This window comes from Enterococcus sp. AZ170, from assembly GCF_050545135.1.
GTDB classification, from domain to species: Bacteria; Bacillota; Bacilli; order Lactobacillales; family Enterococcaceae; genus Enterococcus_L; species Enterococcus_L ureilyticus.
In genome coordinates this window covers 2,156,982-2,181,360 of sequence record NZ_CP172947.1, presented here as the reverse complement: position 1 = coordinate 2,181,360, position 24,379 = coordinate 2,156,982, and the positions used below count along the sequence as shown (strand labels likewise).

At 36.7% G+C, this 24,379-nt stretch carries 47 protein-coding genes and 1 tRNA gene; 45 read left to right on the top strand and 3 right to left on the bottom strand.

The genetic code is table 11. The annotated features are described in order from the left end of the window. The first annotated feature begins 4 nt into the window (after positions 1–4). Genes IGJ55_RS10615 through IGJ55_RS10600 form a run of 4 tightly spaced genes read left to right on the top strand, consistent with a single transcriptional unit; the run spans position 5 to position 871 of the window. Positions 5–241, top strand: coding sequence for a helix-turn-helix domain-containing protein (locus IGJ55_RS10615; protein ID WP_430606456.1), 237 nt, complete (start codon positions 5–7; stop codon positions 239–241). After that, positions 238–387 carry a hypothetical protein gene (locus tag IGJ55_RS10610; RefSeq protein WP_430606454.1) on the top strand — a complete coding sequence of 50 codons (150 nt, stop codon included), beginning with the start codon at positions 238–240 and terminating at the stop codon, positions 385–387. Before IGJ55_RS10615 ends, IGJ55_RS10610 begins: the two co-directional genes overlap by 4 nt. Beyond that, positions 384–650 carry a hypothetical protein gene (locus tag IGJ55_RS10605; protein WP_430606452.1) on the top strand — a complete coding sequence of 89 codons (267 nt, stop codon included), beginning with the start codon at positions 384–386 and terminating at the stop codon, positions 648–650. Before IGJ55_RS10610 ends, IGJ55_RS10605 begins: the two co-directional genes overlap by 4 nt. Positions 651–667: 17 nt before the next feature. Further along, the gene (locus IGJ55_RS10600) at positions 668–871 is read left to right on the top strand and encodes a hypothetical protein (RefSeq protein ID WP_430606451.1); all 204 of its coding nucleotides are present in this window, start codon (positions 668–670) and stop codon (positions 869–871) included. On the opposite strand, the gene IGJ55_RS10595 is transcribed toward IGJ55_RS10600, so the two are convergent. Beyond that, complete coding sequence (locus IGJ55_RS10595; protein ID WP_430606449.1) at positions 864–1,070, bottom strand: hypothetical protein; 207 nt, start codon at positions 1,068–1,070, stop codon at positions 864–866. The genes IGJ55_RS10600 and IGJ55_RS10595 overlap by 8 nt on opposite strands. Before the next feature lie 367 nt (positions 1,071–1,437). Between IGJ55_RS10595 and IGJ55_RS10590 the strand changes: the two genes are divergently transcribed. The 21 genes from IGJ55_RS10590 (at position 1,438) to IGJ55_RS10490 (ending at position 12,867) form a co-directional block, all read left to right on the top strand. Beyond that, positions 1,438–1,638: a helix-turn-helix domain-containing protein gene (locus IGJ55_RS10590; RefSeq protein WP_430606447.1), complete on the top strand. Its 201-nt coding sequence runs from the start codon at positions 1,438–1,440 to the stop codon at positions 1,636–1,638. Then, positions 1,635–1,769, top strand: coding sequence for a hypothetical protein (locus tag IGJ55_RS10585; protein ID WP_430606446.1), 135 nt, complete (start codon positions 1,635–1,637; stop codon positions 1,767–1,769). The genes IGJ55_RS10590 and IGJ55_RS10585 overlap by 4 nt, the downstream gene beginning before the upstream one ends. 12 nt (positions 1,770–1,781) lie before the next feature. Further along, entirely contained in the window at positions 1,782–2,021 is a 240-nt protein-coding gene (locus tag IGJ55_RS10580) for a helix-turn-helix transcriptional regulator (RefSeq protein ID WP_430606444.1), read from the top strand. 2 nt (positions 2,022–2,023) lie between these two features. Continuing rightward, positions 2,024–2,722 carry a Rha family transcriptional regulator gene (locus tag IGJ55_RS10575; protein ID WP_430606443.1) on the top strand — a complete coding sequence of 233 codons (699 nt, stop codon included), beginning with the start codon at positions 2,024–2,026 and terminating at the stop codon, positions 2,720–2,722. Positions 2,723–2,814: 92 nt separating this feature from the next. After that, positions 2,815–3,138: a hypothetical protein gene (locus tag IGJ55_RS10570; RefSeq protein ID WP_430606441.1), complete on the top strand. Its 324-nt coding sequence runs from the start codon at positions 2,815–2,817 to the stop codon at positions 3,136–3,138. Beyond that, positions 3,135–3,851 (top strand): ERF family protein, encoded by a 717-nt coding sequence (locus IGJ55_RS10565; RefSeq protein WP_430606439.1) that lies wholly within the window; start codon positions 3,135–3,137, stop codon positions 3,849–3,851. Before IGJ55_RS10570 ends, IGJ55_RS10565 begins: the two co-directional genes overlap by 4 nt. After that, positions 3,833–4,813 (top strand): DUF1351 domain-containing protein, encoded by a 981-nt coding sequence (locus tag IGJ55_RS10560; protein ID WP_430606438.1) that lies wholly within the window; start codon positions 3,833–3,835, stop codon positions 4,811–4,813. Before IGJ55_RS10565 ends, IGJ55_RS10560 begins: the two co-directional genes overlap by 19 nt. Beyond that, a complete protein-coding gene (locus tag IGJ55_RS10555) occupies positions 4,814–5,485 on the top strand; it encodes a putative HNHc nuclease (RefSeq protein WP_430606436.1) in 672 nt (223 codons plus the stop codon). Positions 5,486–5,488: 3 nt separating this feature from the next. Continuing rightward, positions 5,489–6,418: a phage replisome organizer N-terminal domain-containing protein gene (locus IGJ55_RS10550; RefSeq protein ID WP_430606435.1), complete on the top strand. Its 930-nt coding sequence runs from the start codon at positions 5,489–5,491 to the stop codon at positions 6,416–6,418. Further along, positions 6,415–6,762 carry a VRR-NUC domain-containing protein gene (locus IGJ55_RS10545; RefSeq protein WP_430606434.1) on the top strand — a complete coding sequence of 116 codons (348 nt, stop codon included), beginning with the start codon at positions 6,415–6,417 and terminating at the stop codon, positions 6,760–6,762. The genes IGJ55_RS10550 and IGJ55_RS10545 overlap by 4 nt, the downstream gene beginning before the upstream one ends. Beyond that, entirely contained in the window at positions 6,759–7,280 is a 522-nt protein-coding gene (ssb, locus tag IGJ55_RS10540; RefSeq protein WP_430606433.1) for a single-stranded DNA-binding protein, read from the top strand. Before IGJ55_RS10545 ends, ssb begins: the two co-directional genes overlap by 4 nt. A gap of 12 nt (positions 7,281–7,292) precedes the next feature. Further along, a complete protein-coding gene (locus IGJ55_RS10535) occupies positions 7,293–7,475 on the top strand; it encodes a hypothetical protein (RefSeq protein ID WP_430606431.1) in 183 nt (60 codons plus the stop codon). Positions 7,476–7,489: 14 nt separating this feature from the next. Then, the gene (locus IGJ55_RS10530) at positions 7,490–8,014 is read left to right on the top strand and encodes a hypothetical protein (RefSeq protein WP_430606430.1); all 525 of its coding nucleotides are present in this window, start codon (positions 7,490–7,492) and stop codon (positions 8,012–8,014) included. Further along, entirely contained in the window at positions 8,007–8,417 is a 411-nt protein-coding gene (locus tag IGJ55_RS10525; protein WP_430606429.1) for a YopX family protein, read from the top strand. The genes IGJ55_RS10530 and IGJ55_RS10525 overlap by 8 nt, the downstream gene beginning before the upstream one ends. Continuing rightward, a complete protein-coding gene (locus IGJ55_RS10520; protein ID WP_429949357.1) occupies positions 8,418–8,570 on the top strand; it encodes a hypothetical protein in 153 nt (50 codons plus the stop codon). Next, the gene (locus IGJ55_RS10515; protein WP_430606428.1) at positions 8,560–9,120 is read left to right on the top strand and encodes a DUF1642 domain-containing protein; all 561 of its coding nucleotides are present in this window, start codon (positions 8,560–8,562) and stop codon (positions 9,118–9,120) included. The genes IGJ55_RS10520 and IGJ55_RS10515 overlap by 11 nt, the downstream gene beginning before the upstream one ends. Next, a complete protein-coding gene (locus IGJ55_RS10510) occupies positions 9,117–9,671 on the top strand; it encodes a hypothetical protein (protein ID WP_430606427.1) in 555 nt (184 codons plus the stop codon). The genes IGJ55_RS10515 and IGJ55_RS10510 overlap by 4 nt, the downstream gene beginning before the upstream one ends. 200 nt (positions 9,672–9,871) lie before the next feature. Beyond that, positions 9,872–11,113, top strand: a complete 1,242-nt coding sequence (dcm, locus tag IGJ55_RS10505; protein ID WP_430606426.1) for a DNA (cytosine-5-)-methyltransferase — start codon at positions 9,872–9,874, stop codon at positions 11,111–11,113. Then, complete coding sequence (locus tag IGJ55_RS10500; protein ID WP_430606424.1) at positions 11,113–11,850, top strand: DNA-methyltransferase; 738 nt, start codon at positions 11,113–11,115, stop codon at positions 11,848–11,850. Before dcm ends, IGJ55_RS10500 begins: the two co-directional genes overlap by 1 nt. Beyond that, positions 11,847–12,629: a DNA adenine methylase gene (locus IGJ55_RS10495; protein ID WP_430606423.1), complete on the top strand. Its 783-nt coding sequence runs from the start codon at positions 11,847–11,849 to the stop codon at positions 12,627–12,629. Before IGJ55_RS10500 ends, IGJ55_RS10495 begins: the two co-directional genes overlap by 4 nt. Positions 12,630–12,645: 16 nt before the next feature. Beyond that, positions 12,646–12,867: a hypothetical protein gene (locus tag IGJ55_RS10490; protein ID WP_430606422.1), complete on the top strand. Its 222-nt coding sequence runs from the start codon at positions 12,646–12,648 to the stop codon at positions 12,865–12,867. A 4-nt stretch (positions 12,868–12,871) separates the two neighbouring features. Here the strand turns inward: IGJ55_RS10490 and IGJ55_RS10485 are convergent, their stop codons facing one another. Then, positions 12,872–13,207 carry a hypothetical protein gene (locus IGJ55_RS10485; protein ID WP_429949370.1) on the bottom strand — a complete coding sequence of 112 codons (336 nt, stop codon included), beginning with the start codon at positions 13,205–13,207 and terminating at the stop codon, positions 12,872–12,874. A gap of 48 nt (positions 13,208–13,255) precedes the next feature. Here IGJ55_RS10485 and IGJ55_RS10480 point away from each other — a divergent pair, with 48 nt between their 5' ends. Together IGJ55_RS10480 and IGJ55_RS10475 are read left to right on the top strand one after the other, a co-directional pair. Next, entirely contained in the window at positions 13,256–13,675 is a 420-nt protein-coding gene (locus IGJ55_RS10480; RefSeq protein WP_430606420.1) for a transcriptional regulator, read from the top strand. A gap of 216 nt (positions 13,676–13,891) precedes the next feature. Next, complete coding sequence (locus IGJ55_RS10475) at positions 13,892–14,023, top strand: hypothetical protein (protein WP_430606419.1); 132 nt, start codon at positions 13,892–13,894, stop codon at positions 14,021–14,023. Positions 14,024–14,077: 54 nt separating this feature from the next. Here IGJ55_RS10475 and IGJ55_RS10470 read toward each other — a convergent pair whose 3' ends face one another. Continuing rightward, positions 14,078–14,215: a zinc ribbon-containing protein gene (locus IGJ55_RS10470; protein ID WP_430606417.1), complete on the bottom strand. Its 138-nt coding sequence runs from the start codon at positions 14,213–14,215 to the stop codon at positions 14,078–14,080. 189 nt (positions 14,216–14,404) lie between these two features. On the opposite strand from IGJ55_RS10470, the gene IGJ55_RS10465 reads away from it, so the two are divergent. The 18 genes from IGJ55_RS10465 to gpG all read left to right on the top strand — a co-directional run bounded on the left by IGJ55_RS10465 (position 14,405) and on the right by gpG (position 24,249). Beyond that, positions 14,405–14,480 (top strand) — tRNA-Lys (locus IGJ55_RS10465). 319 nt (positions 14,481–14,799) lie between these two features. Then, complete coding sequence (locus tag IGJ55_RS10460) at positions 14,800–15,111, top strand: hypothetical protein (RefSeq protein ID WP_207120610.1); 312 nt, start codon at positions 14,800–14,802, stop codon at positions 15,109–15,111. Further along, positions 15,108–15,422 carry an HNH endonuclease gene (locus IGJ55_RS10455; protein ID WP_429949377.1) on the top strand — a complete coding sequence of 105 codons (315 nt, stop codon included), beginning with the start codon at positions 15,108–15,110 and terminating at the stop codon, positions 15,420–15,422. The genes IGJ55_RS10460 and IGJ55_RS10455 overlap by 4 nt, the downstream gene beginning before the upstream one ends. Continuing rightward, positions 15,413–15,721 carry a hypothetical protein gene (locus IGJ55_RS10450; RefSeq protein ID WP_430606415.1) on the top strand — a complete coding sequence of 103 codons (309 nt, stop codon included), beginning with the start codon at positions 15,413–15,415 and terminating at the stop codon, positions 15,719–15,721. The genes IGJ55_RS10455 and IGJ55_RS10450 overlap by 10 nt, the downstream gene beginning before the upstream one ends. Beyond that, a complete protein-coding gene (locus IGJ55_RS10445) occupies positions 15,718–15,939 on the top strand; it encodes a hypothetical protein (RefSeq protein WP_430606413.1) in 222 nt (73 codons plus the stop codon). Before IGJ55_RS10450 ends, IGJ55_RS10445 begins: the two co-directional genes overlap by 4 nt. 148 nt (positions 15,940–16,087) lie before the next feature. Further along, entirely contained in the window at positions 16,088–16,447 is a 360-nt protein-coding gene (locus tag IGJ55_RS10440; protein ID WP_430606411.1) for a hypothetical protein, read from the top strand. Continuing rightward, positions 16,444–18,090, top strand: coding sequence for a terminase TerL endonuclease subunit (locus IGJ55_RS10435; RefSeq protein ID WP_430606409.1), 1,647 nt, complete (start codon positions 16,444–16,446; stop codon positions 18,088–18,090). The genes IGJ55_RS10440 and IGJ55_RS10435 overlap by 4 nt, the downstream gene beginning before the upstream one ends. Positions 18,091–18,313: 223 nt before the next feature. After that, the gene (locus tag IGJ55_RS10430; protein ID WP_430606407.1) at positions 18,314–19,486 is read left to right on the top strand and encodes a phage portal protein; all 1,173 of its coding nucleotides are present in this window, start codon (positions 18,314–18,316) and stop codon (positions 19,484–19,486) included. Then, positions 19,473–20,177, top strand: coding sequence for a head maturation protease, ClpP-related (locus IGJ55_RS10425; RefSeq protein WP_429949385.1), 705 nt, complete (start codon positions 19,473–19,475; stop codon positions 20,175–20,177). Before IGJ55_RS10430 ends, IGJ55_RS10425 begins: the two co-directional genes overlap by 14 nt. A gap of 3 nt (positions 20,178–20,180) precedes the next feature. Beyond that, entirely contained in the window at positions 20,181–21,362 is a 1,182-nt protein-coding gene (locus IGJ55_RS10420) for a phage major capsid protein (protein ID WP_429949387.1), read from the top strand. A 47-nt stretch (positions 21,363–21,409) separates the two neighbouring features. Continuing rightward, positions 21,410–21,502, top strand: a complete 93-nt coding sequence (locus tag IGJ55_RS10415; protein WP_207120601.1) for a HeH/LEM domain-containing protein — start codon at positions 21,410–21,412, stop codon at positions 21,500–21,502. Between the two features lie 4 nt (positions 21,503–21,506). Then, a complete protein-coding gene (locus IGJ55_RS10410; protein ID WP_429949389.1) occupies positions 21,507–21,788 on the top strand; it encodes a phage gp6-like head-tail connector protein in 282 nt (93 codons plus the stop codon). Next, complete coding sequence (locus IGJ55_RS10405; protein WP_429949391.1) at positions 21,778–22,149, top strand: phage head-tail adapter protein; 372 nt, start codon at positions 21,778–21,780, stop codon at positions 22,147–22,149. Before IGJ55_RS10410 ends, IGJ55_RS10405 begins: the two co-directional genes overlap by 11 nt. Continuing rightward, entirely contained in the window at positions 22,146–22,541 is a 396-nt protein-coding gene (locus tag IGJ55_RS10400; protein ID WP_207120598.1) for a hypothetical protein, read from the top strand. The genes IGJ55_RS10405 and IGJ55_RS10400 overlap by 4 nt, the downstream gene beginning before the upstream one ends. Next, a complete protein-coding gene (locus IGJ55_RS10395) occupies positions 22,538–22,963 on the top strand; it encodes a hypothetical protein (protein ID WP_429949392.1) in 426 nt (141 codons plus the stop codon). The genes IGJ55_RS10400 and IGJ55_RS10395 overlap by 4 nt, the downstream gene beginning before the upstream one ends. 12 nt (positions 22,964–22,975) lie before the next feature. Next, on the top strand, positions 22,976–23,569 hold the full coding sequence (locus IGJ55_RS10390) for a phage tail protein (protein ID WP_429949394.1): 594 nt from the start codon (positions 22,976–22,978) through the stop codon (positions 23,567–23,569). Further along, on the top strand, positions 23,557–23,823 hold the full coding sequence (locus IGJ55_RS10385; protein WP_430608156.1) for an Ig-like domain-containing protein: 267 nt from the start codon (positions 23,557–23,559) through the stop codon (positions 23,821–23,823). The genes IGJ55_RS10390 and IGJ55_RS10385 overlap by 13 nt, the downstream gene beginning before the upstream one ends. 45 nt (positions 23,824–23,868) lie before the next feature. After that, positions 23,869–24,249, top strand: a complete 381-nt coding sequence (gene gpG, locus IGJ55_RS10380; protein ID WP_429949396.1) for a phage tail assembly chaperone G — start codon at positions 23,869–23,871, stop codon at positions 24,247–24,249. Positions 24,250–24,379 lie beyond the last annotated feature (130 nt).

The window sequence follows — 24,379 nt, the reverse complement described above, 5'->3', positions numbered from 1 at the left end:
ACAAATGACAAATCTAGCACTAGTAAATCTAGACGACTTAAAGGTTCTTATATCAGAGCAGGCTATTCCCAATAAAGTGTGGGGTACGAAACAAGCCGCAGATTTTTTAGAAATCAGTGTTAGCACATGTAAAAAAGAAGCATTAAGCGGAAATATACCCGCCGTGAAGATTGGTGCAGACTGGAAATTTAGTTCAATCGCATTATTTGAGTTTGTATCTAAGCGGGATCTCAACCGATGATCACCACAGCAAACCTAATCCTACTAACCGTATCGATCATCTGTTTAGCCACAGGCGAGACGTTGCAAGGCTATGCGTTTTTAGCGGTGATGTATACCTGTTGGGTAGTAGACAGAATACAGAAATCAGGAGGAGAAGAAGAATGAATGAATTAGAAATGAATTATGAGGAAATGACCAAAAAAGAGTTAGTCAGCATTATCAAATCTCAAAAATCTGAGTTGATAAGCCAAGAAGCAGTAATCAAAGAGTACAAAAAGCATTTGGAACAAGTGATTGAATTTAGTTCAGTAGAAAAGTATCGAGAAACAGTTAAAAGAAATAGAGAAGCAGTTGATACTACTCCTCAAGATAGTAATTTTTATAACCCAGATATTGGTGAGGGCATTATTAGTCATCGCAGAATTTAGATTAGGAGGAGAAGAAGATGCAAAAAATTAACAAAGACAAATTAGAAAAGTTTATTGAGGAAAACACAGAAAGAGAAATGACAAGGCAAGAGTTGGAGAAAGATATATTAAGACTAAAACATTCTATTTTAGAGCAAGCAGAGAAAAATCTAAAATTTGCGTTTGAAAATGAAAACTCCGCCATGGTTGCAGCCATAGCAGAGATTATGAAAGCTAATTAGATTCTAAATACAAAATATCTTCACCAGAAATAGTAACAGTATTTGCACCGATAAAAGCATAATTTGCGGATTTAACTAGTCTAATATCGCTTATTTGTTCAGCTGGGATAATTTCAAGTTCGTGAATAGAAATTTTTGCTTCTTTGAAAGATGGAACTTGCACGACTTTTCCGTCACGTAAATGAATATCTAATATCATATTTTTCACCACCTTATCAATTATTTCGTATCAGCATTATGTAGACGATACGATTTGATTAATGCTTAGATTTCTTATGATTAGCTAGTGTAGTACCTGCTTTAGATTTACTAGTTGCAGATTTACTAGTAGATAAAATTACCGCAGCTTTACTAACTTGCTTAGATGGTTTGCATTTTGCCATATATAAGCACCTCGCTTTCAAAAATTAGATTTTGAATAAAGCTCAACTGGAATTGGTTCTCTATTCATTTTCTATTTTACTACAACATGCTGTGTTAATTTTTTCAGTAACACTATATATTGTATCAATTTGTTTTCAAATATTACGAACGTATGTTTTTAAAAGGTGTTAGGAGGAATAATGATGTGGGAATCGGTAGAGAAAATAATTACAGAGAAAAATATTACTCAATATGAACTTTCAAAAAAAATGAAAGTATCTGTATCGGTTATAACAGAATTAAAAAAAGGCCGTATAAAAAAGCCTAGTTTTGAACTGGCTTGTAAAATAGCTGATGCTTTAGAAATTAGTTTAGATCAATTAAGAAAGGAGCAACCAAAATGAAAAAAGGACTAGCAGCAATCGCTAAAAATCCAAAGTACAAAATCAGAAGGTTACAGCTTTTAGGATATATCAGTTTTATAGGTATCTTAATAGAAACATTCTTCATTTTGTATTTATTAATCAAAGGATAGGAGAGGGAAAAAATGCCAGAAAAACAAGCAAAATCAAATAAAGAATCAAGTTTTGAAAGTTGTATCCATGTATACAGAGCCATGAAGCGCATGACACAGCAGGAACTAGCAGACAAGGTGAATGTGTCTAGACAAACAATCATTCAGCTAGAAAGAAACAGGTATAATCCATCGTTACTATTGGCTCATGACATTGCGGGTGTATTTGAAGTTCCGATTGAACAAATTTTTACATTCAAGAAAGGAGAATAAGTATGGAAGTTTTAGAGCAAACGTTAGATAGTCGCGAAGTTGCAAAAATGGTAGGTATGAGACATGATAATTTGCTTCAAAAAATCAATAGCTATATTAAATATTTAAGAAAAGATGCCGCCCTTAAAAATAAGGTGGGCGAATATTTCATCCAGTCAGAGTATTTTGACGATAATAGTCAACTCAGACGATGTTTCCAAGTGTCGAAAAAAGGTTGCGACATGATCGCAAATAAATTGTCTGGTGAAAAAGGTGTTTTGTTTACCGCAAGATATATCGAGGTATTTACATCAATGGAGACCCATATTAAACAACAAGAACAATTGCCGCAATCACCAAGAGACCAATTAAAACTTATGTACGAATTTCAGGAAGATACAGCAAAACGAGTTGATGAAGTCGCTGATAGAGTAACAGAAATTGAAGAAAACACCAAGATCGATGCCAGTGATTACGGATATATCGGACGTAGAGTAAATCAAAGAGTAAAAGAAATTGCTAGAGGGTATAACGCAACCAACAAGGATCAACTAGCAACGCTTTATAAGGATATCAACACAGGGGTAAAACAGATCACAGGAGTTTCTACACGTAGCCAGTTACGCCAAAAAGATTTTGACAAAGTAAATGAGTATATCAATAATTGGCAACCGTCTACAGCAACTATCACAATCATTAAAGATATGCGTGATTCTGCATGACCGTACAAAAAAGACCGATAGGATGGCAGTCCTGTCAGTCACATACAAAATAATATTAACAAAAGTATACCACGGAAAGGTGGATTTTGACAATGACACCACAAGAAGCAGATGCATGGGACCATTATTTGACTACTCCGCCAGAAAAATTTTACAAAGAAGTAGATGAAGTAGACGAGACAGAAAATTGGAATAAAGACGATAAAGGAACCGTTGTCTCAGATAATGATTGGGTATTTGTTGCTTACTTTAAAAAGTATGTAGTCGAAACGGATAAATGGTCAACTGAAGTCTATGAGAAATATGTAGTGGAGCAAAACGGATTTTTAGACCTCGTAGAAGACAAAGGTGCAGATAGATTAATAAAAGAAAAGCTAGAAATTATAAGTGGGAAAGAGTGGTTGAAAAATAAATGACTGATAGTAAAGATGATGGATTCTATCAAAAATTAATGAAGTTGATAGCACAGTTTAGTGTACCGAAAGATAAGAAGAACGAGTTCGGCGATTTTAATTTTAGAGATGCTGAAGCGATCATGCGTGCAGTTAAACCATCAGCAATAGAACTAGGACTTTATATAAAAACAACGAAAAAAATTGTGAAAATTGATGATCGTTTTTATACAGAAGCAACTGCTTCAATAACTGATGGGGAACATACAGAAGAATCAGTAGCTTATGCTAGAGAACCCAATATACTACCAAAAATGAGCGAACCTCAAGTATCTGGTTCAGCTGGTTCTTATGCGAAGAAATATGCATTACAGGATTTGTTAATGATAGATGATGGTAAAAGTGATCCTGATAGACAAGATAATACTAGTTACGTTCAGTTAATTGATGGTAAGCAACTTTCATTATTAAGAAAGAAAGCTAGCGAGATAACTGACATTACGGGTATTCAACCAGATGACTTTTTAAATAAACTATGTGAGCTTTTCAAAATTCAATCAATAGACCAGCTAGCATACAAATGTTTTAGTCAAGCTATGGCCAAATTGGTCAATTGGGAACGTAGCTACGAAAAAAATAGTCACAAAAACGATAATGAACAAGCAAAGCAGCCGGACATACAGAATAACAACGCTGTTCAAAATAATAAAGACATTCCATGGGGGCAAGAACAATGAACGAACTAACAACAGACATCAAATTTAACGTAGATTTTAAACCGTCAGAAATCACTATCCAAAATGAAAAGCAACTCGAATCATTAGTAGCTGCAACAGTTAAACATTATTCCTCTTTAGTTTTTACAGATGAAAATATTCCAGAAGCTAAGGAAGCAAAAACGAAACTGAATGGCATTTCTAAGCTACTAGATGATCAACGAAAAGAAGTGAAAAAAAGTTATAGCGAACCATTAAAAGCCTTTGAAACGAAGATTAACGCTTTGAGAGACCAAATCAAAGGTGTTTCAGATAATATCAACGTGGGTATTTCTGACTATGAAGAGAAACAAAAAGAATTAAGAGAAGAAAAACTGCTTGAGACACTATCTGAAATGGCACCGAACTACGGAATAGATATCGCTGCAGTTGAAATCAAATCAACATGGCTTAATAAGGGATCGTTTACCGCAAAAGGTGAACTAACTAAAAAGGTATTGGAAGAAATCGCTGGAATCATGGCATTAATCGCCAAAGAAAATCAGCGCATTAAAGAAGATAAAGTATCTGTATTTAATTATGCCAAAGCAGTTGGATTAGATGGTGACGGTTGGTCATCATGGATCGATAAAGGACATTCTTTAGTCGAAATTATGAAAGAAATCGATCAAGCTGTCAAAGATAAAAAAGCTCGTGAAGAACAAGAAAGAATAGCTGAGGAGCAACGCTTAGCACAAGAAGAAGCTGACCGCAAAGCAAAAGAAGAATATGAGCAAGCGATGAAAGAATTACGTGAACGGACAGTTGATGACAAAGTGATTGACACTGAAACAGGTGAGATCATCCAGGAAGATCCAGAACTTACTAGACAAGAAATTGAGGACACTCAAACATACACGCTTAAAGTAACAGGAACACACGAACAGTTATCAGCATTAAACAAATTTATGGTAATTGAAGGAATCAAAGTGGAAGTGATTTAAATGGAATACTCACTAAAGGTCGTGGGTTATGATCCAAAGTCAAATACCTTACAAGTGAAGCTTGATGAAAAACTTAATGTAGAACGGCTGAATACTTACTATTTGGGCGATTTAAGCAACGTTCAAGGGAATCTGACATTATCTGACCCACGATCATCTACACCAAAACAGAAGGCGTTGTATTGGGCATTACTTAACGATATTTACGAGAAATTCGGTAACGGTAGTGAAAGCACACATGAACGTTTCAAGGAAAAGTATTTTAGCAAATATGGTTTAAAAATCAGTACAAAAAATAACGCAGAGACAAGCGTTGAAGAAATGAACAATCTAATTGAGCTAGTTATAGATTTTATGTTTGAGTGGGGCGTACCTTTTAAGAAAGGTTACGAGCTTTTACCACGAGACGAGAGTTACTTTTACTATTTGTGCCTAAAGCATCGCAAGTGCTGTATATGCGGTCAACATGCGGATGTATGCCATGTTGACGTAGTAGGTAGTGGGAGAAATAGAAAGTCAATCGATCATGGGGAGTTTAGGTTTTATGCAGGTTGCAGAACTCACCATCAAGAAGAGCATACGATCGGAACTAATAACTTTTTGAACAAATATAAAATAACGCCTATCAAGCTTAATGAAGATGATAGAAAGAAATTAAGGATAGGAGGGTGAAAAGTGGCAGATATAAGCTGGATCAAACTAGCTACTGATATTCCCGATCACAGAAAAATAAAAAGAATTCGTAAACTGCCAGATGGAAATAATATCATTCTGTTTTGGGTATTCTTACTAGCAAGAGCTGGTGAGAGCAACCACTCAGGAGGACTGTATATGACTGATACTTTACCTTATAGCGTAGAGGACTTATCCGCAGACTTTGATTTTACAACCGAGTTTGTAGAGTTTGCGCTAATCACTCTTGAAAAATACGGAATGATTACTAGGTACGACGAAATCATTTTTATTAAGAACTGGGAAGAGTATCAAGCGGTAGAAGGATTGGAAAAAGTTAGGGAACAAAACAGGATACGACAGGCTAAATACAGGGATAAACAGAAACAACTAACGTTAGGTAACGTTACAGGTAACGTTGAAGTAACGGCGAATAACGGAACAGATATAGAACTAGATAAAGAATTAGATATAGATAAAGAAAAAGATAATAAAGATAGTCGCAAACCTCGCAAGCGAGTTTACGAGGACGACTCACCTTATATTCAATTATCAAAATTTCTTTATGAAAAAATAAACGCCGATGCTGCCGATAAGTCTGAAATGACGAAAGAACCGAATTATCAAAATTGGGCAGATGATATCAGAAAAATGATTGATATTGATAAACGAACTGATGAGCAAGTTAGAAAAATGATTGAGTGGTGTCAATCAGATAGTTTTTGGAGTGGCAATATCTTATCAGCTAAGAAACTGCGTGATAAATACGACACGATGGCTAAGCAAGCGAATAGACAATACCAACGCAAATCAGTCAGACAAGAGACTATGCCAGATTGGGTAGATAACCCAACACCAGAAGCTAAGTTGTCACCAGAGGAACAAGCAGCACTAGATGCTCAAATTGCAGCGTGGGAAGCGAGTAAAAAATGAAAGAACTAGATATCCAGAAATCAATCAAGAACTCATTAGTCGCAATTGGCCACCGCTGTTGGCAAGTAGACAGTGGGAAGAAAGTCACATATAAAACTCGTGGCTTTGGATTAGAAAAAGGATTCCCTGATTTATTCGGATCACGTAAAGGCGATAACAAACTGTTTTTCGTTGAGGTGAAAAAATCAGACGGAGTTTTGAGCGATGATCAAAAAGCATTTTTAATTGCTGCACATAAAAATGGAATTCTAAATGGAGTAGCCAGAAACGTGACTGAAGCAATTGAGATTATACAAGGCAAGAGAACTATTTTAGACGAAATTGAAGTGGAGGAAATCAAATGATTAACAATGTTGTATTACAAGGGAAATTAGGTCAGGATTTCGATCTCAGATATACCCAATCTGGTAAAGCAGTAGCAACAACAAGTATTGCTGTTAAAAAGAATTTTCCAGATAGCCAAGGAAACTACGGTGTTGACTGGATCAATATTGTTTTCTGGGGGAAACAAGCAGAAACCGTAGCGAATCATTTTAGGAAAGGTAATGAGATTCTTATTGTCGGGTCAATTCAAACACGCAACTATGAGAACCAACAAGGCGAAAAGAAATACATTACAGAAATCAACTGCCAGTCGTTTAGTTTTCCTGGTGGGAATAGTCAGAATGTCGCTCAGAGTGAACAGAATCAAAATACAGGCGTTTCAAACCGGTTCGAGGGTAATTATTCACAGAATCAAAACAACACGTTTAAATCGCAAGATAATAGCCAAAAAGAAATGCCTGATTTTGATAGAGATTCTGAACCATTTAGCGGATCAGGCTCGACTATTGATATTTCCGATGATGATTTGCCATTTTAAGGAGTGATTACGATGTATCAAGCAAAAGGACTGAAAACTGGTGAAATCTACATGATTAGCAACAGCAAACCAACACTGATGCTGAGATTAAGCCGTAGATATAAATATAAATCAACTACAAGCAAGAAATCACTGCAAGGATACAAAGAAGGGCATATTTACCCTGAACCACTGATTATTACCAAAGATAGTTGAAAGGACTGAAATTAATGACAACAGAATATAGAGTGAAAAACGGAACAACACTTTTTGAAAAAATGTGGTGGAATCACAATTGGGGGAAAGAAGCCTTCAAAGAAATTGAAAATCAAGAAGTTTATGCGGAATTTGGAATTAACAAGGACGATGTAGCGCTTTTGCGTACTAGAATTGTGATTAAACCAAACAGCGAAGCTTATGAGAAATATAGTGAATCGCTACTAAAAAGAACCAACAAAAATGGATTCTATGAATTCAGAAGGAATCCAAAAAGTAAAGAAGCAAAACGATTAATTGAAAAAATAAGTGATGTTGTTACGCCCTTTTATGAAAAGAATGATAGTTTCCTCCACATGTCTGTATTCGGCATGGGCGGCATGCGTAGTGGATTTATAACAGATGACATCATCGCTGTTTCAATATCTGGAGAATTAAGCGATAACAACGAGTATTTGGATCAACTAGAAAAACTAACAAAACCAGAGTATTACAAGTTAAAAGCGGAGGCTTATGAAAGGACTGAACCGAATGAATAAACCGAAGTTTAGAGCGTGGGATGAAAGTGACAAAAAAATGATTGAATGGGAGCATCTAATTAATTATTGTGATATTGGTTATTTATTTGGAGGATATGATGGTGGATTTGGAAAAGAAGGTCCTAATTCTTATGAGTACCCTATCCCTATGCAATACACAGGACTAAAAGACAAGAATGGTGTGGAGATTTATGAAGGGGATGTTATTGCCTCGCAAAATAAAAATAGAAAAAATTGGAAAATTAGCCATCATGTAATTGTTTGGCATGACGCAGGATTTGTGGGTAAGCAGATTTGTTCAAGTTCATTTATCGGAATTGATTATTGGACTAGAGGCAAAAATGGATATGTAGTCATCGGCAACATCCACAAAAATCCAGAATTACTAAACGAGGTGGAGTAGATGTGGAAAGTTAAATATCTAAGCTGGTCACACAAAGTCAAAACTACGAAAATACAAGCGTTTACGGAAAAACAAGCTGAACAAACAGCAAGTAATTTGTCAGATGTTAAGTGCATTTTAGATATTAAGGAGGACACAACACATGGGAATTGAGGAATTGATAAATGAGAAAATAAATGATTGGGATGATTGCTTAAATCGTCATTATGGTGGTGAGACACAGAATTCCGATGTTTTAATAAGAGCAGCTTTATCGGATATGGAACAACTCAAATCATCACTACCAACCCAACAGGACAAAGCTGTGGTGCCACCGATGATCGACAAGTATCTAAACGTCGGTAACAAAGCGCAAAAGTTAGCATCATTGGTATCTAACAAATACACCATGCTGGATTCTGACGAAAGCGATAGTGAGCTAAAACAATGGCTAAAAGAGATATCTATGAAAGACCTTTTAAGTTTATATAACGGCTACACAGTGGAAAAAGAGCAGTTGTATTATGTCCGGTTGCCATTTAACGAAGGGAATCATATAAGAACATATTATTTAAGGAAAGGCAAAGTAAGTGGGGACACATGGTTTGGATCGTCAAATGCGGAATACTCAGGCAATACGGCGAGATTGGCCGAACAAGAGATAAAAGATCATGACGAGCGTTACTGGGCGTTTGCTGTACCAGTAGAGGAGGAATCACAATGACAGAGAAAACAAATACAGGCGATCTAGTTTTAGACAGAAACGGCTATTTTCACGTGGTTTATCTGATTTCGGATGAAGAAAAATTATATGGTATGTCCAATTACTATATTGGTCATATTGATAACTGTACTCTAGTTTTGACGGATGAAAAATTACAAGAACTAAGAAAGCCAAAAGACCGCCAACCAACGTTTGCGGTCGGGGAGTATTACAGTTTTACGACGTATCGAAAAGATTATGATGCAGATACGAACTTTATTTTTAAAGTATTAGAGATTAAAAACTGCGGAATTAAAGTATGCGAGTATGACTGTCATGGTAAAAACTACGAAGAGTATGTTTATGATTCAGATTCCGAATTTTTGAAGGGGTCCAAACCAGCCACCGACGAACAGATAAAAGAATTTAAGCTTGCGGAAGCGATCGCTAAAACTGGTCAGTCGGCAGATCAGATTAGACAGATGCTATCTAATGGCAAAATGCCAATGGGTCCATGGTTGGAGTTACAAAAAACAGCCGAAGAACTGCAGGAGGTAGAAAACAATGGATAGAGAAAAATTCAGCAAGGTAAAGCGTCTATCATTTATTAAGCAATGTAGATGCAAACATGATTTTGTTTATTTAGGCATTGATAATCAATATAAAGTATATGGTTGCATGAAATGCGGAAAGTATAAATTAAACTAACTAAACGAAAGGAGCGGAGGTTTGTCGGCCGACACTAAAAAGCTTTTTACTCCTTTGTGATTATATGAAATTTTTAGATTTATTCGCTGGTATCGGCGGATTTAGATTAGGCATGGAATCAGCAGGGCATGAATGCGTTGGATTTTGTGAGATTGATAAGTTTGCTCGTACTAGTTACAAAGCAATACACGATACAACAGGAGAGGTGGAAATGCATGACATCACAACAGTTACAGATCAGTTTGTTCGAAGAATCGGACGTGTCGACGTTATCTGTGGAGGATTTCCGTGCCAAGCTTTCAGCATTGCAGGAAAAAGACAAGGTTTCAACGATACTCGAGGAACTCTCTTCTTTGAGATTGCAAGGATCGCATCTATTCTCAGACCACGCTATTTATTCCTTGAGAACGTCAAAGGACTGCTCAATCACGAAGGAGGGGCTACGTTCGAGACAATTCTCAGAGCCTTGGATGAACTCGGGTATGATGTGGAATGGCAAGTGTTTAACTCTAAAGACTATGTACCACAGAACAGGGAGCGAGTATTCATTATCGGACATCTTAGAGGAGAACGTACCAGAAAAGTATTTCCTTTCGAAAGAGAAAGTGGATGCTCTGATAAAGAACGCAAAATAAATATATTTGGTTCTACTAAAAGAGAACATCAAACATCATTAGGACAAAGAGAACTTGTTTATGGATCCGATGGATTAATGGGAGCTTTAACAGCGACAGATTATAAACAACCGAAACAAATAGCAGTGCCTGTCCTAACTCCTGATCGATTGGAGAAACGGCAGAACGGCAGACGTTTTAAAGAAGATGGGGAAGAAATGTTTACTCTGACTGCTCAAGACAGGCATGGAGTGGTTGTTGGCGGATTATACACAAATGATTCTGAACGATTTCACAGAGGTGTGTTACCGGATTTGAGTAGAACATTGAAATCAAATAACTCAGATGCTGGTATCTTAATCAAAGAAGCCACATCAAAAGGTTACGCAGAAGCAATGCCAGGAGATAGCGTTAATATCTCACATCCCAATTCTGAAACACGGAGAGGGAGAATTGGCAAAGGAATAGCTAATACATTATTAACAGGGGAAGAACAAGCGGTTGTAACTGAAGGTTTCCGAATCCGTAAACTAACACCTCGTGAGTGTTGGAGGTTACAAGGCTTTCCTGATTGGGCGTTTGAAAGAGCAAAAGAGGTAAACAGTGATAGTCAATTATACAAACAGGCTGGTAACTCTGTGACGGTTCCTGTGATTGCGGATATTGCTGTTAGATTGGATGGTGATAGCTGATGCTAGAACTAAACAAAATATACAACATGGACTGCCTTGTAGGTATGCAGCAGTTACCAGATAAAAGCATTGATATGATTTTGTGTGATTTGCCTTATGGGACTACTCAAAACAAATGGGATAGCATTATTCCTCTGGAGCAACTATGGCAACAGTATGAGAGGATCATCAAAGACAACGGCGCTATTGTTTTAACATCTCAGGCACCTTTTGATAAAGTGCTTGCGGCAAGTAACCTAAAATTATTACGTTATGAGTGGATTTGGGAAAAGACTTCAGCTACTGGTCATTTAAATGCCAATAAGATGCCGATGAAGGCGCATGAAAATGTATTAGTGTTCTACAAAAAACTACCTGTGTATAATCCACAGATGCTACCTGGGAAACCTTATGTTAATAAATCAGGGAGAACTACATCGAAAAACTACGGAAAATTCGATTCTAGTTTCCCTACTGAAAATCTAACTGGAGAACGTTATCCCAGGTCAGTACTTACTTTTAAAAAGGATGTTCAAAAACCAAAAATACATCCAACCCAAAAGCCAGTTGCTTTGTTTGAGTACCTTATCAAGACGTACACTAACGAGGGAGATTTAGTATTTGACGGATGTAGTGGCTCAGGTACTACTGCAGTAGCTGCTATCAATACCAATCGTAAATTTCTGTGTATGGAAAAAGAAAAGGAATACTTTGACAAGTCGATTGAACGGCTTATCAGATTGGATGGTGACCAATGAAACGGATACTAAACTATCCAGGTAGTAAGTGGCGGATCGCTGACATAATCATCAAAAATATACCAGAACATACAACCTATTTGGAACCATTTTTCGGAAGTGGCGCTATATTTTTTTCTAAGGATCCGTCACGAATTGAAACGATAAACGATCTGGATGAACGAGTATACAACTTTTTCAAAATCTGCAGAGACCAACCAGAACAGTTAGCTAGGGTTGCTTACCTTACACCAATGAGTAGGCAAGAACAAAATTTGAGTGTGCAAGATACTCGAGATCCATTGGAAAATGCCAGAAGGTTTTTGACACAATCATGGCAAAGTATAGGTGGCGTTCAAAGACACAAAACAGGATGGCGATCTAATATTGACAAAATAGGCGGAAAACTCCATGAATGGAATGAGATACCAGAAAGAGTTTTAGAAGTAGCTGATCGTTTGAAAGATGCACAAATTGAAAATCAGGATGCCGTTAAGTTGCTACAGCGATATAACAGAGAAGAAGTTTTTGCATATATTGACCCACCATATTTATTAAGCACCAGAAAAGGTCGATATTATGAAACGGATATGGAGGACAATCAGCAACCTGAACTTTTGGATGTATTAAAGAGCTTTAAAGGGAAATTCATTTTATCAGGTTATGATAACCAACTATATGATGATATCCTGAGTGATTGTTACAAGATGTATATCAATGCACAAGCAGAAGCTGGGCAATCTAGAACAGAGGTTCTTTGGATGAATTATGAACCATCTGGACAGATGACATTGTTATGAAAGCAGGTGATAGCTAATGTACGGACCATGTCCAAGTAGATACCCAACAGTAATGAGTAATCTAATATATACAGGTATGACAGCAACACAAGCGAGTGATAGGGTAGCTCAGATGTTAAGCAGTGGAACTGTTGATCAGGTCCAATGGCATGAGTTACCCAAGCAGCCAGACGTTAAAACAAAAGGCGACAAACGCAACGGCGCCATGAGCAGGCAGCAGGCGTTTCTTGACGCTTAACCAATCAAGAAAATCTTAAAACATATGATAAAGCTGGGATTAAATCTAAAAAAGCAACGATACAAATAGTTATTCCTAAAATTAGAACTATAGTATTTGATATTTTCTGAAATTTCGTATGCAGTATTTCAGATATGATAAACACACTGGGTAAATAAATTAAAATAATACCAATTAATAAGAAAATACCTGTACGAGGCTTTTCAAAGTCTCCTGAAATTCCTTTAAAGTACAGAATACCTTGATATCCAAGCCTATATAGATGAATATCAAACAAAATTGTCGTACTAAGCAAAAGTAAAAAGATGATTAGTGTTTTTGGATCAAAATATTTTTTCAAAAAAACAACTCCTTTATGGAGTAATTATAACATAGGAGGGGTAGCGGATTGAGAACATCAACATTTAACTATATCAAAGATATCCTAGCGGATTACTACAAAACAGATGAATATATCAAACAGCGTGAGGACGAGCTACGTTATCCTCACCGTGAATCTGATCTTAACGGAGATATCAAAGGGACCAAGGCGAGTTATGACAACCAGGTTAACTTGATGATTACGATAGAGCAGGATAAGAGATTGACTAACTTGGAGCGCAATAAGCAAGTAGTCTCTAATGCGCTTGATAACTCTGATAAAGACACAAGAACAATTATTCATGAACTTTATTTAGTAAAACGACCAACATATACGATGGACGGCCTACTACAAAGCGGTAAAATTTTTTGTAGCAAAAGGACAGCCCAACGATTAAGAACTGATTTTTTTGAAGAAATAGCTAACGCTTTAAATCTCGACATATGATGATGGCATGAAAATGGCGCCATTCGATGTGAATATGATGATATATTGATATTATGAAATACTAAGATAAACCATCCAAAGCAAACAATTACACAACTAAAACCAACTTATTTAAAATATGGTGATATTGTTTTGGTTGGTTATCGCCACTCACAGGTAAATACCTAGTTTACAGCCTGTGGGTGGGTACATATAAAATTATTAGGAGTGATAGAAATGCATCATTACATTACAAAGTACAAAAATGAATTAGGCGAAATGAAAGTAGTAGCGTGGTTCCAATTGAATGTTTTTGGTAAAAGCTATTGTTTATTTAAACGTGAGATGGATATTCCAACGAGTGTTTAAAGTTATGTAAGAATAAAAAGAAAAAAGCAGTCGGTTAAGACTGCTTAAGAAAAGTTACTTAGTATACTTTGTGTTATCACATCTTGGACATGGTGGTAACGTATCTGTGGTGTCATCAAGAGTGACTTTTTGACCACAGTTTGTGCAAGTATAAGTGCCTTTTCCTGGTTTTTCTCCAGTAGAATATGCCATTGGATTTCACCTCCTGATAATATTATACAACATATTGTTATGGTTGGTTAGAAATATTTTAAACTAAATAATACCAACACTCTTCAACCTGGAGTTGTAGGTGGCATCTGGCAATTACTGGATGTTAAGTAAAACTAGGAAGACGTTCCAAGTGCAGGCAGTTCGGTTAGTCCTGTATTGTTATTGACGAGACGTGTAGCTCAAGTCGTATTAGAGCGCCCGACTTTTAATCGGGAGAATGTAGGTTCGAGTCCTGCCACGTCATTTGCAACCGAGGAGGATTGGGGTCTGCTTAATCAACAGCAAGGGATAGTTTGGCTATCGTGTAGGTTGCTTAAATAGATGTTACTTGCCTAGTCGCAAGTTTATGGTAGTCATCGCTTATGCGGTGGCTTTTTATATTACATAAAGGAGTGGTTAAATGAATTCTGATCTTTATAGAGACATGTGTAATGCATACTTAAAGTTTTTGATTAATTTAGGCGAGGTATTGCATCTTGGTAAAATTGTAAATAAATTGGCAAGCAAACTCAACTAACCGTCATTCGTGGCGGTTGTTTTCTTTTAAGAGAGGAGTATTACGTATGAGCAGTAAAAAAAATAAGAAGCAGCAGAAAGATTTTGCCGAACTGTTAAAACAAATGAGAGAAGCGAAAGACTTAGATCAGATTGCTGAATTGTTTCTTCAAGTTATATCAATCTATGGTTTGAAGATGAATGAAGTGGCAGCGTTAAACTATTACATTACTGAACGGACAATCAAAGCCAAACATAATGCTGACTTCTTAAAGGAAAAGCTTAGCTTAGATGTAAACAACTTGGGACCAGAAGGGATATTGAAAGTTCAAGAAGCATTGCTGAATGTTTATGTCAGTGAGTTAACCAAGAAGAAATGATTCCAGCGGTCAAGACTAAAGCGGACAGGGCAAAGTTTTATGGTTCTTCTTCTTGGAGAAAGCTGAGACAACTATGTTTGGAACGTGATCATTATGAATGTCAATGGTGTAAAGCCGAAGGTAAGCTAACTACTCAATACGATTCTGTATTGGAGATAGATCATATCAAAGAGTTAGAAAAGTATCCAGAGCTGGCATTAGACATAGACAATCTGAGAACGTTATGCAAAGACTGTCACAACAAGCGACATGATCGTATGAACTACCGTGGGAACAAAAGAAAAAGAAAGTGGGATGATGAATGGTGGTAAAGTTCATGGATAAGCTATTCTCCAAAATATATAGCGCAGAAAATTTATTTATACCTGTTAACGGATCTGAATTTTGTGAACGTTTAAAGCGTTGTGATATCAGTTACGACATCAACGGAGAAGTACCAAAGCTTTACATCAAAGGTAAGGAAGTAGGCGTTGCATCAATGACCACGCACTATGTAACTGCTGGAGAAGGATTAGGAACAAATACAATTACGTTTGTCTATTTAACAAAAGATAATCCTGAACATAAAGTTCTGTCTATTAATAATCTAGGAGAGGTGTTCGAACAATGAGTGTAGATGTTAAACAACTGGAGACCATCGCAGTGATTGACAAAGCGATAGAGAAACTAACTGAATTCAGAAGTCAAATGATTGACGGAACGGTTATACCTGAGGAAATCTCTATCAACCAACGATTGAGAAGCGAAGCTGATGAAGTTGTTGGACTGTTCAACATGAATATTGATATTGACTACATAGTCAAGCCAAATCCCAAAATCTCACAGTAATTCAAATGGAAGTGGGGGATGATATACCCCCGGTCGAATTATTTTAGGGTCAAATCCCAATCGTGGGAACCGGTGGATGGGGTCAACTCTCCAAATGTATTACTAATTTCTCACACAACCCCACCCCCTCAAGAAAGGAAGTGATTTTATGGCTGATCTAAAAAAGAGAAACAGACTAGTCAAAGCCGAAGAAAAAAGATTAAGCAAGCTTTTTGATGATATGACAGAAGACAAAAAGAAAGTTGTTTCAGGTTTGATTACTCAAGCCGCGAGATTAAAAATACTTTTAGACGAAATGTGGATTGATATTTCAGAAAAAGGAGACTATGAACTGTTCTCTCAGTCAGAGAATCAAGCTCCTTACGAGAGGGAACGACCTGTTGCCAAACAATATAATTCGCGCGATCAGTCCTATCAACGAATCATTAAGCAGCTGACCGATTATTTACCTGAAGAAAAACAGCAGGCAGCTAAAGAGGCAGCTATGGATGGTAGTGATTTATTATGACTTTACTTCGACCTTATTTCTTTGAAGAATACATAGATATGTACGAACGTGGAAAAATACCATTCAACAAAGAAAGAATTCAGTTAGTTGACTATTTAAAAAAAGAAGTTTTAGTTCGGGATGATATTTATTTTGATGATGAAATGATCAAAAATTTTATACGTTATTCTGAAAAGAATTTTTTTCCACTAGCCAAATATCAAAAATTTATTACGCCTTTCATTTTCTGTTATCAAAAAGAAGATGATGAGGTGTTTTTTGATGAAATATTAAATTCAATTGCTCGTGGCGGTGGTAAAAATGGGTTTATGTCTGCGAGAGATTCGTTTTTTATTAGTCCTTTATATGGCGTAAAAAACTATGACGTTACTATAACGGCTAACTCTGAAAAGCAAGGAAAAGTTTCGTTTAAAGAAGTTTACGAAATGGTACAAAAGAATAGATTGGAACAACAATTCTATTTAACTAAAATGGCTATAACCAATCGAGTAACAAACTCAATATTCAGTTATAGGACTAATAACCCTAAAACAATGGACTCTGCTCGTGACGGCTGTTTGGAATTTGATGAGATACATCAGTTTGAAGCTTCTGATTTAGTAGATATTCAGCGGAGCGGCTTAGGAAAGATCGCTAATCCTAGAACTTTTTACAACGGAACCAACGGTCACGTAAGGGAGGGATTTTATGACAAAATGCTTGAGAGAGCTCAAAAAATATTTACTGGTGAAAACAAAAATGATCGTCTTTTTCCTTTCATTTGCAAACTAGATTCCATAGACGAAATGGACAATCCGGATATGTGGTCTAAGGCAAATCCTATGTTTGAAGAGAACTCTACCTACTCGAAACGGCTATTCTCTACAGTTATGAAAGAGTATGAAAAACTTCAAGATGAACCTTCTGGAAGAAGAGAATTTGTTGTTAAACGAATGAATTTCACTGAGGGTGATGCTGAGTCGGATATCACCACTCATGAGAAACTCATGGCGACTAATCAACGCACATTAGATCTAAAAGACCGTTCATGTGTTGCTGGATTTGACTATGCAAGCATTCGAGATTTCGCTTCTGTGGGCTTGCTTTTCAAAGTTGAAGAAAAGTATATATGGATGCAACACAGCTTTGCACGTAAACAATTTTTAGACACTTTTAAGCTAAAGGCTCCTATAAAAGAATGGGAAGAAAAAGGGCTGGTAACGATTGTTGATGAGCCTTCGATTGATCCGCAGCATTTAGTTGATTGGCTAAATGAAAAAAGAAAATTGTATCAGATTGAGATGGTATGTGCCGACGGTTTTCGGATGGACTTATTGAAACCGCTGCTTGATAAAGAAAATTACACAGTTGAGTTTATGAGGAACCCAAGAGGCGTGCAATCTAAAGTTGCCCCCATCATTGAAGATGGGTTTGCAAATGAGCGTTTCATTTTTGGAGATGATCCTATGATGCGTTGGTACACTAATAATTCGTTTATTAAAGAAGACAAGTCAGGCAACAAAACATTTTTGAAAAAAGAGCCAGTCAGGAGAAAAACCGATGGATTTCATGCTTTTCTTGCAGCGATTTATAAACGAGAAGAAATCGGAGAATATGTAGATTATGACGAAGCCTTTGATATGTTAGATGAATTAGACTTTTAAGAAAGCGAGTGATCAACATGTACAGACCACAGTATTTAAACGTAGAAAGAGAAGTTCAAAATTTATATAGTGGGAATTGCATATACTATTCCAAAGTTACGTCAATGCAAACCGGATACAAAAAGAAACCACCAGAGAAAAAAGAAAACGAATCTGGTAGGCGATTTGCTAGAAAGTGCAGGTGATCAAGATATCTATTTTGATTGAAAGGTGGTGAAAATATGTGAGTTTATTTGATATCTTTAAAACATCAATAAAAAATGAAGAACCTTCTGACTGGATACCTGATTTTGTATTCGGTGATGAAGAGTCTGCTCGTGCATATCTGAAAATTATGGCCAAAAACACAGTGCTTGATTTTGTAGCGAGAACAATGTCAACGCTAGAGGTTAAATTTAAGAACAAGAATGATACAGCTGATTGGGATTATATTTTGAATGTACGACCTAATTCTGACATGTCCGCTGCTACGTTTTGGGAAAAGTTTTTTTATCGTTTGTTAGATGACAACGAAGTCTTAGTTATATTTACTGAAGACAATCAGCTTTTGATAGCAGATGATTTTTCGCGCACGGAATATGCGGTATATGATGACGTGTTTACTGGTGTTGCTGTGAAAAACTATGTATTTCAAAAAAGTTTTAGTATGTCCGATGTGATTTACATCGAATATAACAACGATAAACTTGAACGATTTACAAAAGGACTATTTGATGATTACTCAGAACTATTTGGTCGTATTTTAGAAATTGCTATGCGAAATAATCAAATTCGAGGTTCAGTATCTATTGATACAACTGGAAATATAAACGAGGAAAAAGGAAAAGACGGTAAAACCCGATCGGAACGTCTCCAAGAATACATTGACAAGGTATACAACGCTTTTAAAACAAAATCAGTAGCAATTGTAGCAAAGATAAAAGGGTTTGATTACGAAGAATATACCAATAAGCAAGGGGTTTCCAATCAATCCCTTGATGAGTTAAACAAAATGAAAACGTCACTGATTGATGATATAGCCAACGCCATAGGAGTTCCTACGGCGCTTATTTATGGTGAGAAAGCAGAGCTGGATTCCAATATCAAAGCTTTTAGGAAATTATCTATCGCACCTTTAGTCAAGAAATTACAAGATGAATTGACAGCAAAGATAATTACCCGTCAAGAATATGGTAAAGGTGAAAGGATTAAAGTATCTAAAGTTTTACCAATCAGTATTTTAGATAACGCGACACAAATCGATAAAGTTGTTTCTTCCGGAACTTTCTTACGTGATGAAGTTCGTGAAGAAGTTGATTATGATGCTTTACCGAACGGAGAAGGTCAACAATTAATCATGACTAAGAACTATCAAAAAGTATTGAAAGGGGGTGAGAAAGAAAATGCCGAAAGTTAAAAAAGTACCGTTTCAATTTACCAACGAGATCCAAAATGGTAAGCACATTCTCACTCTGAGTGGAAATGTACAAAAGAAATACTGGCGTGATGATGATGTCATTAATGCGAAAGATATTCGAGAATCACTTGATACTGTCACAGACGATATCGTGATTAAACTGAATAGCCCTGGCGGCGATGTGTTCGAAGGGATTGAAATTTACAATTATCTGAAAGATCATCCGTCAAATATAACTGTAGAAGTAACTGGCTTAGCAGCAAGTGCCGCAACATTTATTATTGCCGGTGCCGACAATGTGATTATGAACGTAGGAACGTCTTTAATGATTCATGAAGCTTCAACTTTCGCTTGGGGAAATAAACAGGATATCCAAAAAACGTTAAACGCATTGGAAACAATCGATGATTCAATCTTAGCGATTTATTCAGATAAGACAGGACAATCGGCTGAACAGCTACGCGAATGGATGAATGAAGAAAAATGGTTTGCAGCAGATGAGGCTGTAGAATTTGGGTTTGCTAATTCTGTTAAGCGCGAGAATTTGCAAGAAGAACCGCAAGATATTGCTGCTATCGTACAAAATGCTGTTGCTATTGCAGTAGCTAATATGAAACAAAATGAAATAAATAAAGAGGGACAAGAACTAAAACAAAAATCATTAATCGCGCAATTGCGAAAAGGAGAATAAATTATGTTAAAAATTACAGACAAAACAGCAGATGCGAAGAAAATCTTTAACTCTATTTCTGCAAAAGAAGATGCAACGCCTGAACAAGTAAATGCTGCTTTAGAAGCTTATGTCACTGCTATCGCAGAAGATGCAGGTGCACAAGTTCGTGCTGAATATGAAGAGCTGAAAAATGTAACTGATAATCGTGTTTTAGAAGCTCGTGGGATTCCGACTCTGACTGCAGAAGAAACGAAATTTTACAATGAAGCAGTTAAAACAGGTGGATTTGATCAAGAATTAGTTTGGCCAGAAACGATTCTAGAACGTGTATTTGAAAACTTACAAAATGATCACCCGATTTTAAAAATTATCAACTTCACTCCAACTGTTGGCCGAGTTAAAGTTATTCGCGCTCGTCGTAAAGGTGTTGCGGTTTTCGGACCATTGCATAAAGACCTTGAAGGGCAATTAGATTCTGAGTTTGGCGCAACTGAGTTTGTACAACTTGCATTGACTGCATTCTTCCTGATTTCAAATGATACGCTTGACTTAGGACCTCGATGGATCGATCGATTTATCAACCTTTCTTTGAGCGAAGCTGTTCGTGACGTTTGGGCAAAAAAAGTTATTGTGGGAACAGGTAACAATGAACCAATCGGTTTAACAAAAGATTTAGATGGCGCCGTAACAGGCGGTGTGTACCCAGAGAAAAAAAGTGCTGGAACTTTGACATTTGCTAAGGATAAGATTGTCAGTGAGTTAGGCGAGGTAATGAAAGTTCTATCAAAATACACCTATAAAATTGATGCTGATGATGAAGGCGAAACAAAATATCGTTCTGTTGCTGGAAATGTATATTTGATTGTTAACCCGGTTAACTACTGGGACATCATTGTGCGTGTCACTTTAGCAAACTTGAATAATGTGTACGGAACTACGATGCCGTTCATCAGTTTGGATCACATCATCGAATCTGTAGATGTACCGGAAGGCAAGCTTATCTCCTATGTCGGAAAAGAATATGACGCAACGCAATCCAGAGCGGAAAGAGTCTACGTTTACAAAGAAACATTCGCCATGAAACGGGCGACACTTTATGCTGTCGACATGTTAGGGAATGGATATCCAACGAATAACGATGCTGCACAAGTATATGATCTTGATTTTTCTGAAGTATCTGTTGACGGTGGTTCGGGGGAGTAATTACGCCTAACGCTCGTAAGGCGCCGTTAGACTATTCTAGCTTGAATGTGCTACAACTTAAAGCGTTGTTAGGCGAGCGGGGGAAAGTGTATCCAAGCAACGCTAAGAAACAAGAATTAATTGATCTATTGGAAGGGTGATAGTATGGATGATGCAAAGTTCATAACTGAATTTAAATCTCGTTTTCGTATTTTTCATTCTTCCGAAGATGAAGATATTGGTACACAATTAGAAGATTCGTTTAATGATATCAAATCATTAATCGGATTTTTTGAAGCTGATAAATTTCCAAAAGGTAAGGAACTTGTGTATGAGCGTACTCGTTATTTACGAAACGAGGCGCTCGAATACTTTTATAGTAATTTTCAGACAATGATCATGGATGCTTCCATAGAATTGGCGGGTGAGCTAGAAATTGCCGATTAATTCAAATTATAAAAGACCTCAAATTGTAGCTGGAGACTTAAATACTCCAGTTACTTTTTTTGAATTTAAACCAACTAAGGGACCTGAGCCAGGAGAAGCAAAAAAGAAAGAGTTGTATAAATGTACAGCTCTTGTCTATAACCCTTCAATGAAAGACCGAGATATTTTGAACGTTGCAGGTACTAAAGAGGCAGTAACTATCAAGATACGCGATCCTTATACAGATTACTTACCTACCAACAAACAAAAGGTGGAAATTGAAGATTATCGCTATCTCGGTAAAGTTTGGGAAATAGTTGATGTCTCACCGGATTTAGAAAACAACGATTTTGTAAAAATCATTTTGGGGGTGAGTTCGTGAGTGTAACGATCACTGGTGAAGCTGAAATAATTAAGAACATTGAAGCTAAGTTAGGGAAAAATAAAGCTACTAGAGTTATTAATAAGGCTCTTAGAAAAGCTGGCGAACAGAATCAAAAGATTGTAAAAGAAGCTGTTTCTACTTACCAAGATACTGGCAAAACTCATGATTTAGTTGTTACTAGCGGTGTTAAAAGTAACCCAAAACGAGTTGAAACAGGGTGGGCTTCAAAAGAAAGAGCTCCTATTGTTCATTTAAATGAGTTCGGCTATACACGTTATGGTAAATACGTTCGTCCTCAAGGTATGGGGAAATTACAAGCAGCTGCCGACAAGATTCAAAAAACGTCAACGGAAACTGTCAGACGTGAAATGGAGGAATTAGGCCGATGAAAGACATGTGGATGGACGTATACAATGCATTGATTGTAAATCCAGTCATAGCAAAGCATTTAGCGATCAAGCCTAGCCCATACGAAAAAGAGATTACTTATCAAATAAAATTTTACGAAGCGCCAGAAACTTTAGACGTATCCAAACCTTTTATAGTTATTGATACTTTCTCAGGTCCACAAACAAACGCATATCACATGGCTAATAAGCCAGTTTCATTAACGTTCAACTTTCAAATAAACGTTGAAACTCAAAATCGTTTACTAACAAAAGAAATCGCAAAAGCTGTAAAAGATGTTATGTGGGAAATGGGTTACGGTCAGTTGAATGGTGGTTTAGACACGTACTTTAGGGAAACAAAGAGATTTGTAGATGCACGAAGATATAGAAAAAATACAAGAATCCACGATACGGATTACTAGGAGGAATAACACATGGAAACATATGGATTTGATAAATTATCAATCAGAAAGCTTAAAGGAGACTTAACTCCCGACACTACTTCGGAAATCGTTGTACTTGAAGGAATTCAAAAAGAAGGTGGACCTACAAGTTTTGATCTTACCGGATTAACAAAAGAAGCAATTAAAGTATTTGCTGGAAACGTAGAATATTTTATCTCACGTAAAGGGACTGGCAATGTAGCAGCTAACTTTGGCTTGTTAGACGTACCAGCAAAAATCGAAGCGGATATTTTAGGTTTTATTACAATGGACGAAAACATCGATGGTTTAGGTGAAGAAACAGAACCACCATACGTTGCAGCAGTTGCAGAGTCGGAAGATTTGTATGGAGTACCTGTGGCGTTTGCTTTAGTTGCCGGTAGCTTCTCTCGTGACGGATTTTCATTAGCAACGAAAACAGATGAAGATTTTACACCAGAAGCTGGTGAGTATGTTTATACTGCTATGTCAAGAAAAATTACAATTGGCGAAAATACAAAAACATTGAAAGTATTACGTGCATCAACGGTAGCAGGAGTTGAAAAACTAAAAACAGCAGTTTTAGGACCTGCATCGGGGAAGTAATAACCCCCGAGAGTGTTGTATTAGATAAATCAAAACTTGCATTAAAAATGGGGGAAGAAGCAACTTTGGTTTCAACTGCCTTACCTGAAAATGCTAAAGACAAATCAGTAGACTTCGCTTCGGACAACACGTCCATTGCCACGGCCACTCCAAAGCAAGGGAAAGTAACGGCGATTGCTTTAGGTACAGCAAATATAACAGCGAAAACAAATAACGGTAAGACTGCCAACTGTGCAGCTACAATCACGAAATGAAAAGGTTAACCTATACGGCTAGCCTTTTTTTGAGGAGGAAAAACAATGGAAAGAAAAATCGAATTAGAGTTACGGATGCCAGACAATAAATTCCGAACATTTACCCAAGAGTTCATTCCATTTCGAAAACGTTATGACTATATTCGTTTAGAAAAAGATCTAGAAAAAGAAGCGGCTGTACAAGAGAGATTAGTTGAAGAAACTGAGTACGATCAATTACAAATTCAATTTGTTGCTGACTTGTTTGAATCCGAAGAAGTTACTAAGGATTTGATTCTAGGCGGTCTTGATACTGCAGATAGACATAAGATTTACGAAATTATTCGATACCGCGTTTTAGGATTCAGCCAAGCGGACGATGAAGCAGCAAAAAAAGCGATGACGGAGGAAATCTTAAGTGGAGCGACTTCTACGAACTCCAATTAAATTTCGTCCGTGACGTTATCAAGAATTTACCGGGTTGGACAATCACAGATCTAATGAAAACAGATTGCATAGATATTGACGAAATATTGTTGAAATCCGATAAAAAAGAAAAAAATAATAAGAAAAAAGA

Bases quoted from the DNA above. Each gene is read 5' to 3' on its own strand.
- IGJ55_RS10615 (WP_430606456.1), top strand. From the start codon at position 5: ATGACAAATCTAGCACTAGTAAATCTAGACGACTTAAAGGTTCTTATA.
- IGJ55_RS10610 (WP_430606454.1), top strand. From the start codon at position 238: ATGATCACCACAGCAAACCTAATCCTACTAACCGTATCGATCATCTGT.
- IGJ55_RS10605 (WP_430606452.1), top strand. From the start codon at position 384: ATGAATGAATTAGAAATGAATTATGAGGAAATGACCAAAAAAGAGTTA.
- IGJ55_RS10600 (WP_430606451.1), top strand. From the start codon at position 668: ATGCAAAAAATTAACAAAGACAAATTAGAAAAGTTTATTGAGGAAAAC.
- IGJ55_RS10595 (WP_430606449.1), bottom strand. From the start codon at position 1,070: ATGATATTAGATATTCATTTACGTGACGGAAAAGTCGTGCAAGTTCCA.
- IGJ55_RS10590 (WP_430606447.1), top strand. From the start codon at position 1,438: ATGTGGGAATCGGTAGAGAAAATAATTACAGAGAAAAATATTACTCAA.
- IGJ55_RS10585 (WP_430606446.1), top strand. From the start codon at position 1,635: ATGAAAAAAGGACTAGCAGCAATCGCTAAAAATCCAAAGTACAAAATC.
- IGJ55_RS10580 (WP_430606444.1), top strand. From the start codon at position 1,782: ATGCCAGAAAAACAAGCAAAATCAAATAAAGAATCAAGTTTTGAAAGT.
- IGJ55_RS10575 (WP_430606443.1), top strand. From the start codon at position 2,024: ATGGAAGTTTTAGAGCAAACGTTAGATAGTCGCGAAGTTGCAAAAATG.
- IGJ55_RS10570 (WP_430606441.1), top strand. From the start codon at position 2,815: ATGACACCACAAGAAGCAGATGCATGGGACCATTATTTGACTACTCCG.
- IGJ55_RS10565 (WP_430606439.1), top strand. From the start codon at position 3,135: ATGACTGATAGTAAAGATGATGGATTCTATCAAAAATTAATGAAGTTG.
- IGJ55_RS10560 (WP_430606438.1), top strand. From the start codon at position 3,833: ATGGGGGCAAGAACAATGAACGAACTAACAACAGACATCAAATTTAAC.
- IGJ55_RS10555 (WP_430606436.1), top strand. From the start codon at position 4,814: ATGGAATACTCACTAAAGGTCGTGGGTTATGATCCAAAGTCAAATACC.
- IGJ55_RS10545 (WP_430606434.1), top strand. From the start codon at position 6,415: ATGAAAGAACTAGATATCCAGAAATCAATCAAGAACTCATTAGTCGCA.
- ssb (WP_430606433.1), top strand. From the start codon at position 6,759: ATGATTAACAATGTTGTATTACAAGGGAAATTAGGTCAGGATTTCGAT.
- IGJ55_RS10535 (WP_430606431.1), top strand. From the start codon at position 7,293: ATGTATCAAGCAAAAGGACTGAAAACTGGTGAAATCTACATGATTAGC.
- IGJ55_RS10530 (WP_430606430.1), top strand. From the start codon at position 7,490: ATGACAACAGAATATAGAGTGAAAAACGGAACAACACTTTTTGAAAAA.
- IGJ55_RS10525 (WP_430606429.1), top strand. From the start codon at position 8,007: ATGAATAAACCGAAGTTTAGAGCGTGGGATGAAAGTGACAAAAAAATG.
- IGJ55_RS10520 (WP_429949357.1), top strand. From the start codon at position 8,418: ATGTGGAAAGTTAAATATCTAAGCTGGTCACACAAAGTCAAAACTACG.
- IGJ55_RS10515 (WP_430606428.1), top strand. From the start codon at position 8,560: ATGGGAATTGAGGAATTGATAAATGAGAAAATAAATGATTGGGATGAT.
- IGJ55_RS10510 (WP_430606427.1), top strand. From the start codon at position 9,117: ATGACAGAGAAAACAAATACAGGCGATCTAGTTTTAGACAGAAACGGC.
- dcm (WP_430606426.1), top strand. From the start codon at position 9,872: ATGAAATTTTTAGATTTATTCGCTGGTATCGGCGGATTTAGATTAGGC.
- IGJ55_RS10500 (WP_430606424.1), top strand. From the start codon at position 11,113: ATGCTAGAACTAAACAAAATATACAACATGGACTGCCTTGTAGGTATG.
- IGJ55_RS10495 (WP_430606423.1), top strand. From the start codon at position 11,847: ATGAAACGGATACTAAACTATCCAGGTAGTAAGTGGCGGATCGCTGAC.
- IGJ55_RS10490 (WP_430606422.1), top strand. From the start codon at position 12,646: ATGTACGGACCATGTCCAAGTAGATACCCAACAGTAATGAGTAATCTA.
- IGJ55_RS10475 (WP_430606419.1), top strand. From the start codon at position 13,892: ATGCATCATTACATTACAAAGTACAAAAATGAATTAGGCGAAATGAAA.
- IGJ55_RS10470 (WP_430606417.1), bottom strand. From the start codon at position 14,215: ATGGCATATTCTACTGGAGAAAAACCAGGAAAAGGCACTTATACTTGC.
- IGJ55_RS10460 (WP_207120610.1), top strand. From the start codon at position 14,800: ATGAGCAGTAAAAAAAATAAGAAGCAGCAGAAAGATTTTGCCGAACTG.
- IGJ55_RS10455 (WP_429949377.1), top strand. From the start codon at position 15,108: ATGATTCCAGCGGTCAAGACTAAAGCGGACAGGGCAAAGTTTTATGGT.
- IGJ55_RS10450 (WP_430606415.1), top strand. From the start codon at position 15,413: ATGGTGGTAAAGTTCATGGATAAGCTATTCTCCAAAATATATAGCGCA.
- IGJ55_RS10445 (WP_430606413.1), top strand. From the start codon at position 15,718: ATGAGTGTAGATGTTAAACAACTGGAGACCATCGCAGTGATTGACAAA.
- IGJ55_RS10440 (WP_430606411.1), top strand. From the start codon at position 16,088: ATGGCTGATCTAAAAAAGAGAAACAGACTAGTCAAAGCCGAAGAAAAA.
- IGJ55_RS10435 (WP_430606409.1), top strand. From the start codon at position 16,444: ATGACTTTACTTCGACCTTATTTCTTTGAAGAATACATAGATATGTAC.
- IGJ55_RS10425 (WP_429949385.1), top strand. From the start codon at position 19,473: ATGCCGAAAGTTAAAAAAGTACCGTTTCAATTTACCAACGAGATCCAA.
- IGJ55_RS10420 (WP_429949387.1), top strand. From the start codon at position 20,181: ATGTTAAAAATTACAGACAAAACAGCAGATGCGAAGAAAATCTTTAAC.
- IGJ55_RS10410 (WP_429949389.1), top strand. From the start codon at position 21,507: ATGGATGATGCAAAGTTCATAACTGAATTTAAATCTCGTTTTCGTATT.
- IGJ55_RS10395 (WP_429949392.1), top strand. From the start codon at position 22,538: ATGAAAGACATGTGGATGGACGTATACAATGCATTGATTGTAAATCCA.
- IGJ55_RS10390 (WP_429949394.1), top strand. From the start codon at position 22,976: ATGGAAACATATGGATTTGATAAATTATCAATCAGAAAGCTTAAAGGA.
- gpG (WP_429949396.1), top strand. From the start codon at position 23,869: ATGGAAAGAAAAATCGAATTAGAGTTACGGATGCCAGACAATAAATTC.